Genomic DNA, 13754 nt, shown 5'->3' with positions numbered 1-13754 from the left:
AATTTTATTGTAACAAAAGGAGGTCTTTTATGTCATACTTATCGCTAAAAGCTTTTCAGAACTACCTGCATAGCAGGTAGTATTCTTAAATACAAAAAAGGCGTTCCACTCTCTTGGTGAAACGCCTTTGTTTCTGATAAAACACTATTTAGATGCTTCAGATTCCAGGATCAGAATCTTTCTATAGGTTTGCAATCCATCTGCTTTCTGATCATCTTACTAAAAATGTTTATTTTTCTATTTATATTAATTATAACAGCAATTGCAAGAATTTGTCAATTAGAATTTCATCTTTTTTAATATTGCATCATATTGTGAAAAATACTCGCCCTCCTTGGTACATCCTTTCCATACCCCTTGGACATTTACAATTTTTCAGTGACGCTGCTATTGTTATATCCTGCATTTTTATTCTCCGATCAATTTTCTCAACAAAGTTTCAGCTTTGCGAATATCTGCCTTACCGCCAGTTTTCTTCATAATGTAGCCAAACATCGTATTGATGGCTTTATCCTTACCGCTTCTGACATCGGCTACCGCTTTGGGATTGGCGTCAATGGCTTCCTTACATAAACTTTCAAGCACGTCATCAGAGATACCCACAAGGTCCTCCGGCTTGATAAACTCCTCTACTGATTTGCCGGTTTCCAGCATCTTTTGCAAGGTGCTCTGGGCAACTCCTATGTTGATTTTTTTCTCATCAGCAAGCTTTACAAGTGCTGCAAATTGGGAGGCCGAAATTTTAATAGCAAATAGTTCCTTTTCCTCTTCAGTGTCCATATTGGAAAAAATGGTACCAACAATCAGGTTAGCCGTATTTTTAACACTTGCTCCCTCAGCCAGAGCACCTTCAAAAAATTCAGCTACCTTCCTGTATCTGAAAATCTGTTTGGCTGTGGCTTCAGGAAGCCCCAGGACATTCATGTATCGTTTGAGCTTGTCAAAGGGAAGCTCAGGCAAGGATCTTTGAATTTCTTCTACTTTTTCCTCATCGATACTAAATCTCAAAATGTCGGGATCAGGGAAGTATCGGTAATCATCAGAGTTTTCCTTATCACGCATAGGAGTAACGCTATTGGTTGCTTCATCGTAACGCATGGTCTGCTGAACAATGGTTCCTCCCGCATCCAGAATATCCGCCTGCCTTTCCGCCTCGGCCATAACAGCCTTTTGAATAAAACTTAGGGAATTGATATTCTTGATTTCGGTTCTCACGCCAAAATTGGGATCACCAGGCTTTCGCAGCGAAAGGTTGACGTCACAGCGCATAGATCCTTCCTGCATCTTGCAGTCTGATATACCAATATAGCGCATAATCAGCTGCAGCTTTTCGGCATACTCTTTTGCCTCTTCGGCAGAAGAAATATCTGGTTCAGAAACAATCTCAATCAGTGGAACACCGCCACGGTTATAGTCAATATAGGTATACCCGTCCTCATGGACGAGTTTTCCGGCATCCTCCTCGATATGAATTCGGGTAATGCCGATACGCTTGCCGCTATCAAGCTCGATATAACCATTTTCACACAGAGGTTCGTCATATTGAGAAATCTGGTAAGCTTTTGGTAAATCGGGATATACATAATTTTTTCGGTCCATATGGGATTTGGTATTGATTTTGCAGTTCAGTGCCAGTCCGGCTTTAATGGCGTATTGCACCACTTTTTGGTTAAGGATGGGAAGAGCCCCCGGCTGGCCGGTACAAACAGGACAGCAATGGGTGTTGGGCTCTCCCCCGAATTCGGTGGTGCAGCCGCAGAAAATCTTGGTTTTGGTTGCCAACTCAATATGGGTTTCAATGCCGCAGACTATTTCATAATTCATATCCCGACACCTCCTTCGTAAACACCAATCACTTGGCCGGCACTTTGCTCATAAAAATGAGCTGCTTGGAGAACAGTTGCCTCGCCAAACCTTCTGCCAATGAGCTGCATGCCGACAGGAAGCCCTTTAGCATCCTCCCCACAAGGAACTGAAATGGCCGGAACCCCTGCAATATTAACGGGCACAGTACAGATATCCGACAAATACATCTCAACCGGGCTTGCCCCTTTGTAGTTTAGAGGGAATGCTGTATTAGGCGCCGTAGGAGCAATAAGCACGTCACATTTTTCAAAGACGGTAGCAAATTCCCGATTAATCTCTTCACGAATCAGGCAAGCTTTCTTATAGTAAGCATCATAATAACCGCTGGACAACACATAGGTTCCCAGCATGATGCGGCGTTTAACTTCATCGCCGAACCCTTCGCTTCTGGTTTTGACAATCATGTCTTCAATGCTGGTATAAGAGGATGTTCGATAGCCATAACGGATGCCGTCATATCGTCCGAGGTTGGAGGAGGCTTCAGCACAGGCGATAATGTAATATACCGGAAGCGCAAGTTTCAAAGCCGGTAGACTGATGTTTTCTATTACAGCACCGTTTCTTTCAAACAACTTTATGGCTTCCTCAATCTTTGATTTAATCTCTGGATTGATTCCATCAAAGAATTCTTGGGCAACACCGATGCGCATGCCCTTAATATCCCTATCCAGGCATTCAGCCAAAGAAGAATCATACTCATAATCCGCACTGGTCTGATCCCGTTTGTCTCCGCCTTTGATTGCTTCGAAAACGATGGCAGCGTCCTTCACACTATTTGTCAGGGGTCCGATCTGATCCAGAGAACTGCCGTAAGCAATAAGCCCATAGCGGGATACCGCACCATAGGTGGGTTTAAGTCCCACTACTCCGCAGAAAGAGGCTGGCTGACGGATGGAACCACCTGTATCCGAGCCTAAGCTGTATGCCGCAAGATTTGCACAAACGACCGCAGCCGAACCGCCAGAAGAACCGCCGGTAACATAATTCGTGTTTCTGGGATTTAATGGCGCCCCATAGCAACTGGTTTCTGAGGTGCTTCCCATGGCAAACTCATCCATATTGGTCTTGCCCAAAAGCACTGCCCCCTGGGCTTTCAGCTTTTCCCAGACGGTAGCATCATAGTAAGGCTTAAAGTCTTTCAGGATTTTAGAACAGCATGTGGTGGTAAGTCCGTCAGTACAAATATTGTCCTTCAGAGCCATGGGTATGCCACAGAGCAAGGGTGCATCGCCCTCTTTAAGCATTTGGTCGGCTTCTTGGGCAGCCTTCATAGCGGTATCAAAGGTCAAATGCACATAGGCATTGAGGGTTGGATTCAGTTTTTCAATGGCATCAATATATGCTTTTGTCAGCTCCACCGCAGAAACTTCGCGGTTACGAAGCTTTTTGGCCAGTTCAGATATTCCTGCTCTCATTTTTTACTCCTTTCCAGGCTGAAAAATCCATTATACCCTTCGACATTGGAAAGGATTTTTTCATTAGGCAGGGACGGTTCCACTTCATCAGGGCGCAGGTCATCAAATGAGACCACTCTGGCGCCCACACTTCTGATCTGTTCGGTCCCGCCTTCAATGGATTGGTTGATGGTATCCGCAAATGCGATAATCTCATCAAATTCAGCCGTAAATCGCTCAAGCTCTTCGTCCGAGAAGTTCAGCTTTGCAAGTTTTGCAAGTTTTTCTATCTCGGTTTTTGAAATTGCCATAATCCTCACTCCATTTCTGATAACTCCCGGCCGTCAAGTGCGCCGGAATGATTTAAAAACGCTTAATTTCTGATTTTAATATGCACCTCACGCAACTGCTGCTCGGTCACTTCGCCTGGTGCACCACACATCAGATCCTGTGCGTTGCTGTTCATAGGAAAAGCCACCACTTCGCGGATGTTTTCCTCGTTTCTTAGGAGCATGATCATACGGTCAACTCCAGGAGCCATGCCGGCATGGGGCGGTGCTCCGTACTGGAATGCATTATAGAGCGCTCCGAACTTCTTTTTCAAAGTCTCCTCATCATAACCCGCTATCTCAAAAGCCTTGACCATGATATCCAGGTCGTGGTTTCGGACTGCGCCCGAGGAAAGTTCAACGCCGTTGCAGACAATGTCATACTGGTAAGCCAAAATGTCCAGAGGATTCTTGGTGTTAAGGGTCTCCAGTCCACCCTGCGGCATGGAGAAGGGGTTATGGGTAAATTGTATTTTTCCGGTCACATCGTCGATTTCATACATTGGAAAATCATTGACATAGCAGAAACGGTAAGCATTTTTCTCACAGATATCAAGACGCTTGCCCAGTTCATTGCGGATTAGCCCTGCATATTTACAAGCAAGCTTTTCCTTATCGGCAATGAAGAATATAACATCACCGGGAATAAGTCCGGCAATTTGGGCCAGCTCCCCTTTTATTTCTTCGGGAATGAATTTGTCAATAGGGCCTTTGTAGGTCATATCCTCCTGAACTTCAAGGTAGCCGAGTCCACCCATACCGATAGACAGTGCATATTCCAGCAGTTTTTCATGGAAGCCCTTGGACATATCCGCATGAACCTTGATGGCTCTGACTGTCTTGTGATGAAAAGGTTTAAATGCACATTTCTGGAAGAAATCTGTCACGTCAATAATACGCAAGGGGTTGCGCAGATCCGGCTTGTCGGTACCAAATTCCAGCATGGCCTGTTTGTAGCTGAAAACAGGGAACGGTGCCTGGGTGATTTCATACCCTTCGGGTGCAAACTTTTTAAAAGTTGCAGCCAGCACCTCCTCGCCCACGCGAAAAACGTCTTCCTGGGTGGCAAAGCTCATTTCAAAGTCGAGCTGATAGAACTCGCCCGGAGAGCGGTCGGCCCGTGCATCCTCGTCACGGAAACATGGGGCAATCTGAAAATACTTGTCAAATCCTGAAACCATCAGCAACTGCTTATAGATCTGCGGTGCCTGAGGCAATGCATAGAATTTTCCTTTAAACTTTCTGGATGGAACGATATAATCCCTTGCTCCTTCGGGAGAAGATGCCGACAGAATCGGGGTTTGAATTTCAACAAAGCCCATCTCGGTCATCTTCTGTCTTAAAAAGCTAATAACCTGAGACCTGAACAGAATATTATCCTTTACCTTCTGGTTTCTCAAATCAAGGTAACGGTACTTTAAACGCACTTCCTCACGAATTTCCTTGGAGGTGGCGATTTCAAACGGAAGATCCTTATAGACCTTGCCTAGAACCGTGACTTTTTGCGCCGCAAGCTCAATAGTACCGGTGGGAATCTTGGGGTTATAGGTTTCCTCATCCCGTTTTTCCACCACACCTTCAATGGATAGACATTCTTCTTTTCTGATGCCTTTTGGAAGCTCAATATTTCTGAATACCACCTGCATGACACCGTACATATCCCTAATGTCGATAAAGGACACACCCCCGTGGTCCCGGATGTTTTCAACCCAACCGGCAATTTTAAGGACGGTACCAATATCTTCTTCGGTGATTTGATTCATTGTTTTGGTACGATAAATCTCTGACATAACATCTCCCTTTCTCATCTTTTTTTCGATTCACTGTGTCGGGAGAGCACCTATAAATATAAAAAAGCTGCTCGCCCGAAATAAACATTTCAGGGCGAACAGCATAATCATCGTCCGCGGTGCCACCTGAATTACTGTACCACTTCGTACAGTCACTTCTTAGTGTCTGCCATTGTAACGTACGGCTTACGTCGCACCTACTCGTCATATGCAATATGACTTTCAGATTGAAGCTGGTGAAGTGTTATTCACATGAATTCACTTTGCAGGGCTCTCACCATCCCCCGCTCTCTGTGAACGATAATTCATGCTACTTCTCTTCGTCATTGCTTTGGCGAATATTCTAACATATCCCATTTTACCCTGTCAAGGGTAATTATCCCTTGCCAAATACACATTCACCCATTCACTCCTACACCCTCAACCTGATACTTAACGAGTAAATATGGCTTTTACAGCTCTTTTATCCGATTCCTTTCAACTTCCAGCTAAAAACTTTTATTGGTAATATGTAAACCTCCATTAACTTAAAACCTTAATCAACTCGATTTCATCTCTGATTGGTATACCATCATTACCGATTAAGGGGATCTCTGGTTTTAGCTTTCTCGCTTCCTCAACTGCATTATTTATAATCCTGGACAGAATAAAGCCACGTTTTTGATAAAACCTTAATGCTAATAAATTATCATTTGTTGTTACTAATTTAATGAGTTTACAATTATTTTTAATGACAATATTTTCAATTTCATTAATCAGAGATGTCCCGATCCCTTTTCCTTCTTCAATACTGTTTAAAGATATAATCTCGCATTCATGATCTCTGATGATATATGTAACTAAACCAATAATATCTCCTTCATCATTTAAAACTGCAAAGCCATCCAGTTCACTACAGTCAAAAACTCCACTGGAAATAACCATTTTGGAACTTCCCCAATGCGACTTAAAAAACTCTGTTACTTTGTTTTTCGGTATGTCTGTAATTGGATGCAATTTCACAATGAACCACCTCAACATCTCTTGGATTGATGGAATAAAAGTCTGAAAGGCTTTTTATGAACCGTTGGACTAAAAAATAATATTCTCCCAATCTATTCTCTCATCTTTATAGTAATATTCCTTGTCTCTTTCATTGATTTTTCTAAGAACTCTGCATGGATTTCCAACTGCCACCACATTGTCAGGAATATCTTTTGTAACAATGCTTCCAGCACCTATAATTGTGTTCTTTCCTATATGAACCCCAGGAAGAATAACTACACCTGCTCCTATCCATGCATTTTCTCCAATATATACATCTTTATTAAATTGCAATCCCTTTGCCCTTAGTACTGGATCAACCGGATGACCTGCAGTTGCTATCGTTACATTGGGTCCAAACATTACTTTATCACCTACATACACATGCCCATCATCTACTATTGTGAGATTTGAATTTGCATATATTCCATTTCCAAAAATAATTCCTTAATATTCTTTTAAAGCAAAAGTGTCATCCCCTTCCTCCTTCCTCCAACATCAGGCTGTTTTTTACAGTCTCTATTTGTAGAAACAGGTCAATGGCTTTTTCAGCAGCTTTTGATTACTGCTATATGTTACAACTTAATTATAACAAACGGTTACATCCATGTCATTTTTTAATGTTCGATATCAATATCAATATTTAAGACATAGGCAAATGGATGGAATTGATCTCTGAATCATTCTCAATAGGAGCAGTAGGTAGGAACATATCGATGATTTTTTCGTTTATTTTGAAAAATCGCCGTTTTTTCTGGCATATTGAGGATTCAGATATAATTCCAGAAAGGATATGAAAAGATTACCGAAATGATATACAGTACAGTGATGATCCAGGTAAAAGACAATTTTCCTTCTTCCCTTTCGATTTCACAATGCAAAATAATCTAATAATCTGTTACAAGATACACACTACCATGATATAATATCTGTATCCATTGGGAGGTGAGTATTACGGACCGATTAAGAACATTTTTAACGATCCCTTTACTATGACTGTTTTTATAATAGCTGGAGTCAAGTTTAGGTGAACTCAGCACTATGTAAAGGGCGTCTATTTCAATAATTTATTTAAAAAATGATATTTTTGCAGGCGGATTGTCGCCTGCTATTAACATACATTTCACATAACTGTTGTATTTAAAGGTCTGAAAGCTTTTCAGTATGCCTTCAGACCTTTATTATCATAAATGATCAATATTTTCAGACTTTCTTTATGCACTCATACAAACCAGAGGAGGTATACGACCAATGACAAAGCAACATTTTATCCACAAAAATGATGAAATTGCAAACGAATCCACAACCAATATTTTACTCATCTCAACCTTAGCTTTCCCAGCTTTAATTCTTCTTGGATGGTCAGGTATATTTTATATTGATAATCTAGCCAATTTAATTACATACTGTCTAATTGGAGCTATAGCTACCATCTCCCCCTTCATACTAAGAAAGATAGGTGTCAACAGTCAATTTTTAAAATATTATACAATTGCTATGGCAGGGGTGGCTATAGGTATACTCAATTTAAGCAATCAGATAGATATCTATATAGCCTTAATATTACCTATTGCAATGAGTTGTATTTACTTTGACAAAGAGCTTACTATAATGGCCTCCATCTTTCAATGCTTAATTATTATTATCACGAATTATCCTAAATTAACATCAAATCCTATTTATTCTGATGACCCGTTTGGTCATTATGTAGCTGATACAGCAGGATTTATCCTGGAAATAATCATTTTATCTGCAATTTTCATATGGATAGCCAATAGAACAAGAAACATTCTTAATAATTTATCCAAAACAGAAGAGCAATCTTTATTATATATTAATAATTTGCAAGGTGTTATGAATAGTTCCAAGAATGCTTCGGAAACACTTTCCTCTTCTGTAAAACAGCTTTTACAAGCAATTGAACAAGCTACTGCTTCAAATGAAAATATCAATAAGAATGCAGATCGCGCATCCTTAGGATGTGAACAGAATTTACAATACATAGAAAATACCAATACTACTGTTGCAAATATATCAGATGCTCTTGAATCCATATCTGCAAAAACTTTTAAGTTATCTGAAATATCTCAGGATACATCTGCAGCAACAGAAGAAAACGAAAAGATCATTAACCAGGCAATAAGCTATATGGAAGACATTGAATTGTCTACGAAACAAAATAAAATCATCATAAATAGTTTAAGCTCTAGATCAGAAGAAATTGGCAAGATTATAGAGATTATTACCGCTATAACAGAACAGACCAATCTTCTGGCATTAAATGCAGCAATTGAATCCGCAAGAGCTGGTGAACATGGTAAGGGTTTTGCCGTAGTATCTGATGAAATCAGAAGTCTTGCTGAAAAATCATCAACTGCAGCAAAAGATATTTCAAATCTCGTAAATCAGATACAAGAAGATACTACAAAAGCCGTAAATTCAATAGACCAAAGTTCTGCAACCATTAAATTAGGAATTGATTTGGTTAAAAATGTAGGAGAATCTTTCAAAAAATTAAAAAGCCTGCAAGAAACTTCTAATCAAGAAATTAGGGAGATAACAATGAGCAGTGATCAAACCTCAAAATATGGACGGGAAATTGCCGAAGTTATTTCCAATACAAAAGCAATTACATCTAAGTCACTTGAGCAAATAAAATCAATTGCATCAGATACATCTGTTCAGTCATCCGTAATGCAGGAAATATTAGCTTCATTTAGCATAATTGATCATACTGCTGATAATTTGCTAAATTTAAGCAAAAGTGTTAATCTCTGATCTTTGCACAATATAATACTCCGTGAAAATAGACTTTCCTAATTCACGGAGTTTCTTATCACTAATATCATAAATATAACGCCTATTACGGCAGCAATGCTGCTAACGATGGGGCCCATGAAACAAGTGAAACTATTGGGCGACCGTCCTTGATACTTTTTTAATAGGGATCCAAATCTCTGCCTTTCCATTTATATCATACAATTCGATATCCGGAGCATTCGCAAACTCATATCCGCTTGTAGGAAGCCATTCCATAACAATACTGTTTTCTAACTTTTGTATCGCATCAGAGTTTGCATCATTACAGCGAAATATTGCATAAGTTGCTTTCTTAACGATAAATTCCTCCATTCCTTCCGGAGTTGGTTGATCGATGAGCATGCGATATAATAGTCAAAATCACTGCTAGTCAAATTATGGGAGTAATTGCTTATACCCAGAAGACCAGTAGGTTCTTGATTCATGAGAGCTAAAATACCATTTTGCCTCCCTGCTTGCATTCAACTGCTCCAAAATGATGGAATACTTTTATAACACTCTCCGTTTCTCCAGGGTAGTATGCAGCTTAACACCTACGACTGGAAATGCCTTGAAAGCCCTATTAAACGAATTGCTGAGCTATATCCATATTTAAGAACAACATCTATCACTTATCTTCGCCGTTTTAAAGCTCCACGGCAGCCTTTGATAGTTTTCTGTTGCGAATATATTCTGAAAGTGGTATTCCTGCCACCATTGCAAAAACGCGTTGAACATGGTAACCCGAATATCCAAAAATATCAGCTATTTCTTCGTAATCAATCTCATCCTGCAAATGACTTTCAATGTACTCGACTGCTTAATTAAGCCTATCCAGCCAATTCATTTACCTCCATATCAGGAGCTTGCGACTTCATCTCTCCTGTATCATAGCCCTTATTAAGCAATTCATAATCTGAAGTATGCTGCCATTCAGTAAAAACACGAATTTCAACATCTGCAATCTCGTTTCTTTTACAGGGAAATGCTGCCCATGTAGCCGCTGGTACTGTAAACTCAACCATCCCCTCTGGTATCGGCTTATCTGTGGAACTAGCAATGTAATAATCGAACTTTCTCCCGTCAAAAGCATCTGTATGATATAAATTAATACCAATTATTCCAGATGGAGATTGATTTGACAATGCAAAAATTTCATCGATCTTCCCCTGTTGGATTATTTCACCCCATAATTTAGGAATCTCTGTCCTGCAGCGATCATTCTCGTTAGTAGTATGTATTCCAATACCAACTACACGAAAAGCATCCATTTGTTCAATTCTGAATTCCAGACTCATTCCTTCCACTCCTTTTATTCTCTTTTAGCTTAATTTGTAAGCTAATTAAAGAAAAGTAATGGATGCAACGTTTGTAAAGTTTATACATACATTTATTCACCTAATCGGTGTCAGTATTACCTAATCAATTTATAAATATTAGTCAATGAAATGTATCCAAGGGGCAAATACATAAATAGTAAATTCATTCTTTGCCATAGGCCTTCTTTTGCAGCTATGGTTTTAGAGAATTCTGGTTTATCCGCTAAAATAAACAACACAAAAAATAGAAAAGCAAGTATAAATGAAATCACGGATATTATTCCGGTTATTTTATCATTGCCTTTGAATGAAAGGATAGCTAGTAACAGTGGAACAAATAAGAATAAAGTAAAACCTATAACCGAACCTACACCATGGATTATTGAAGCAGCAGTAACCACATCTTTTGATTCATTAACGCTAAAAAAGCAGGTTAAGATACAAGCTCCAACAGCAAAGATGATTATAAAGATTATGGTCATAAAGAGAAGGATCTTTGACACTTTATGATAATTATCATAAAGTGCAGGAATAGCAGCCAAAAATAATATACCTTCAATGAACATCCATATATTGAATACTGATCTAACAGGACTTTGACTATTTCCCAATGCACTAATAGTCATTGAAGTGTTACTATATCCTTCATAAAAAGGTGCAAGTATAAATGGAATTAACAGATCTCCTATTATAGCAATCAATAGCGCATACCATCCGTACTTAGTAATAAAACCCGTTCTACTACTCATTCGCTACAATCCTCCATTTCCATTATTCACCTTTTGGGGCCAGTTTTGGCTGTAAGGTCTAATCTGTCTTGGCATATCTCTAATACTATGAACGTTTATATTAAAATAAACCATTATATACCAATAATATCCGCATTGCGGAAAATAGTCAACATTTTTATATTTTTCTAATTTCTTCTGTTCGAGTATCGCCTACATTTTTCCCCTATAAAAATCCCCCTCGGTATGTTCTTATCCATTACTTTCTATTATTCTCAGAATTTCTTTTACTGATCGATCAATATCCTCATAGGTGGTTTTATAGGAGCTTACACTAATTCTCATCACCGTCTTCCCATTCCATTTCGATCCTCCAAGCCAGCAAACACCCTATTCCTGGATTTCTTTAATTAATTTACTTGTTTTCTTATCTGATTCATATCTGGCTAATACTTGATTAAACACAACATCATTAAGTATTTCAAAGCCTGCTTCCTTAAGCAGTTCAGAAAAATAAACAGCTTTTTGATGCAATTCCCATACTAATTCTGAAACACCTTGCTTTCCTAATCCTTTTAACGTTACCCATAAATCTATTGCCCTTGCCCTTCTTAACATTTCTGTTGTATAAAGCATTCCATCACGTTCTCTAAGTTGTCTATTTTTCCTTCAGTCACTGTTACTCTGACTGTACCCGAACCAGGTCATCTTACTTTTTTTCTTTTGATCTGGAAATTCATCGTACAAAGATTATCCTTACTTTCTCTGGGACTTTCTGCTGTTCATTCGTTTCTTCCAAGATTCGATAAGACATATTACCTGCAATTATACTAATAGAATTTAAAAAGAATCTATAATTTCCTCGATGCTTGTCATAGTCATATTAAATGATATAATAAAAGAAAATATTTCGTTATGTTTTGAAAGGATGAACGCTATGAGTAACACAATGATAACCACAATTGGACTTATCATTCCCCTGGCAGGAACTGTGCTCGGTGCAGCAATGGTCTTTTTTCTAAAAGGCGAAATGAATCCAAAAGTACAAAAAGCCTTGCTCGGATTTGCTTCCGGCGTAATGATCGCCGCTTCAGTTTGGTCCTTGCTTATTCCAGCTATCGATATGACGGCCGAACAAGGCGGTATCGTATGGCTCCCGTGTTCCGTCGGATTTCTTCTCGGCACAGGATTCCTGCTTTTGCTGGATACTATTATTCCTCACCTGCATGTGGATGCGGGAAAACCAGAAGGGCGCAAATCTACATTCAGTAAATCGTTAATGCTTGTTCTGGCCGTCACCTTACACAACATCCCGGAAGGTATGGCTGTAGGTGTTGTATTCGCCGGATCTTCCGCGAGCAACATAAACATTACAGGCGCCAGCGCCTTTGCTCTTGCTATCGGGATTGCAATTCAGAACTTTCCGGAGGGTGCAATTATCTCTATGCCGCTGCTCAGCACAGGAATATCCAAACGCAGAGCCTTTTCATATGGGTTCCTTTCCGGTATCGTGGAACCAATCGGAGCACTTTTGACAATTATTCTGACTTCACATATCATGCCAGTCCTACCGTATATCCTATCCTTTGCCGCGGGCGCCATGATTTATGTTGTAATCGAGGAGCTGATTCCAGAAGCCCAATCCGGTACACACAGCAACATCGGAACAATCGGCACCGCCATCGGGTTTACATTGATGATGATTCTGGACATTGCCCTGGGCTAAATCAACAAATACATGACTAAAACATTTCCAACCTTCCTGATAAATGTGATACTCATAGTTTGCTGATCTACGTCTATTCTCCGCCACAAAAAGCGACATAACATTTTCCCAGACTGTAATTGCGTTCTATCTTCCGATTATACCAACGAGTAAATTTGAAATTGGTATACTTATTTATCTTCCATATAAATTTCAACAGATTTGTCTCTCAAATGATATGTCGTATTTAATTAATGCTAAGTCTCCTCTTCATTTCTTTCAAGAAACCTGTAGGTTACCCATTATTCCAAAAATGAAAAGACTTTATCAAGATAAATCCATAAATCTTTTCATTCATCATGAATAAAAAGAATAGGGCAACCTATTCTTTTTTGTTTGAATTAAAGTTTGATCTATATTTTTTAGCAGAAAAATTAACAGCAAGAAGATACTAGATAAGGAGAGACCAACATGTTTAAAAAAACAAAAGAAAAAAACGATTTGCAGCAATTACTTAAAGAAAGCCAGGCACAAATAGATGCTGCAAGAAACGGAAATTTTAATTATAACCTAAATTACACTACAGAAGATGAACAGTTGCAGCAAATACTTAACAATTTTAAAGAGTTGAATACTTTACGAGATGAATACGAACGCCGCCTGATCAATCAACTTAATACAATGTTCCATATGAATAAGAGCGGCTTTTGGTGTTAGTATATTAGTGTAGACACAAAAAGCCGAACACCTTAAAATATAAAAAGGGAAGGAAGTGTCTACAATGGCAAAAGGGCAAAAGTA

The 13754-nt window shown here is 39.3% G+C and carries 13 protein-coding genes, 1 pseudogene and 1 other annotated feature; of the genes and pseudogenes, 3 read left to right on the top strand and 11 right to left on the bottom strand.

The annotated features are described in order from the left end of the window. Nucleotides 1–408 precede the first annotated feature (408 nt). The 6 genes and pseudogenes from gatB to JOD07_RS14985 form a co-directional block, all read right to left on the bottom strand. A complete protein-coding gene (gene gatB / locus JOD07_RS15010; protein WP_204614597.1) occupies nt 409–1824 on the bottom strand; it encodes an Asp-tRNA(Asn)/Glu-tRNA(Gln) amidotransferase subunit GatB in 1416 nt (471 codons plus the stop codon). Beyond that, a complete protein-coding gene (gene gatA, locus JOD07_RS15005; protein WP_158741803.1) occupies nt 1821–3281 on the bottom strand; it encodes an Asp-tRNA(Asn)/Glu-tRNA(Gln) amidotransferase subunit GatA in 1461 nt (486 codons plus the stop codon). Before gatA ends, gatB begins: the two co-directional genes overlap by 4 nt. After that, a complete protein-coding gene (gene gatC / locus JOD07_RS15000) occupies nt 3278–3571 on the bottom strand; it encodes an Asp-tRNA(Asn)/Glu-tRNA(Gln) amidotransferase subunit GatC (protein ID WP_158741804.1) in 294 nt (97 codons plus the stop codon). The genes gatA and gatC overlap by 4 nt, the downstream gene beginning before the upstream one ends. Before the next feature lie 62 nt (nt 3572–3633). Next, entirely contained in the window at nt 3634–5379 is a 1746-nt protein-coding gene (gene aspS / locus JOD07_RS14995) for an aspartate--tRNA ligase (RefSeq protein ID WP_204614595.1), read from the bottom strand. Nucleotides 5380–5466: 87 nt separating this feature from the next. Further along, nucleotides 5467–5715, bottom strand: a binding site (T-box leader). A 186-nt stretch (nt 5716–5901) separates the two neighbouring features. Continuing rightward, entirely contained in the window at nt 5902–6381 is a 480-nt protein-coding gene (locus JOD07_RS14990; RefSeq protein ID WP_204614592.1) for a GNAT family N-acetyltransferase, read from the bottom strand. 69 nt (nt 6382–6450) lie between these two features. Beyond that, nucleotides 6451–6831, bottom strand: a pseudogene (locus JOD07_RS14985) (sugar O-acetyltransferase); the annotation flags it as partial. An 822-nt stretch (nt 6832–7653) separates the two neighbouring features. Between JOD07_RS14985 and JOD07_RS14980 the strand changes: the two are divergent. Further along, a complete protein-coding gene (locus JOD07_RS14980) occupies nt 7654–9180 on the top strand; it encodes a methyl-accepting chemotaxis protein (RefSeq protein ID WP_204614591.1) in 1527 nt (508 codons plus the stop codon). A gap of 132 nt (nt 9181–9312) precedes the next feature. On the opposite strand, the gene JOD07_RS14975 is transcribed toward JOD07_RS14980, so the two are convergent. The 5 genes from JOD07_RS14975 to JOD07_RS14955 all read right to left on the bottom strand — a co-directional run bounded on the left by JOD07_RS14975 (nt 9313) and on the right by JOD07_RS14955 (nt 11884). Continuing rightward, nucleotides 9313–9564 (bottom strand): GyrI-like domain-containing protein, encoded by a 252-nt coding sequence (locus JOD07_RS14975; RefSeq protein WP_204614590.1) that lies wholly within the window; start codon nt 9562–9564, stop codon nt 9313–9315. Between the two features lie 283 nt (nt 9565–9847). Beyond that, nucleotides 9848–9997 carry a helix-turn-helix transcriptional regulator gene (locus JOD07_RS14970; RefSeq protein ID WP_204614584.1) on the bottom strand — a complete coding sequence of 50 codons (150 nt, stop codon included), beginning with the start codon at nt 9995–9997 and terminating at the stop codon, nt 9848–9850. Nucleotides 9998–10031: 34 nt separating this feature from the next. Further along, complete coding sequence (locus JOD07_RS14965) at nt 10032–10499, bottom strand: GyrI-like domain-containing protein (protein ID WP_204614583.1); 468 nt, start codon at nt 10497–10499, stop codon at nt 10032–10034. A gap of 116 nt (nt 10500–10615) precedes the next feature. After that, nucleotides 10616–11269 carry a DUF998 domain-containing protein gene (locus JOD07_RS14960; protein WP_158741812.1) on the bottom strand — a complete coding sequence of 218 codons (654 nt, stop codon included), beginning with the start codon at nt 11267–11269 and terminating at the stop codon, nt 10616–10618. Nucleotides 11270–11638: 369 nt separating this feature from the next. Further along, nucleotides 11639–11884 (bottom strand): hypothetical protein, encoded by a 246-nt coding sequence (locus JOD07_RS14955; protein ID WP_204614582.1) that lies wholly within the window; start codon nt 11882–11884, stop codon nt 11639–11641. Between the two features lie 301 nt (nt 11885–12185). Here JOD07_RS14955 and JOD07_RS14950 point away from each other — a divergent pair, with 301 nt between their 5' ends. Beyond that, the gene (locus JOD07_RS14950) at nt 12186–12974 is read left to right on the top strand and encodes a ZIP family metal transporter (protein WP_243144653.1); all 789 of its coding nucleotides are present in this window, start codon (nt 12186–12188) and stop codon (nt 12972–12974) included. A gap of 450 nt (nt 12975–13424) precedes the next feature. After that, entirely contained in the window at nt 13425–13670 is a 246-nt protein-coding gene (locus tag JOD07_RS14945) for a hypothetical protein (protein ID WP_204614581.1), read from the top strand. Nucleotides 13671–13754 lie beyond the last annotated feature (84 nt).

Origin of the sequence: Defluviitalea raffinosedens (genome assembly GCF_016908775.1) — a bacterium.
Taxonomy (GTDB): Bacteria; Bacillota; Clostridia; order Lachnospirales; family Defluviitaleaceae; genus Defluviitalea; species Defluviitalea raffinosedens.
This window is presented reverse-complemented; position numbering and strand designations above follow the sequence as displayed.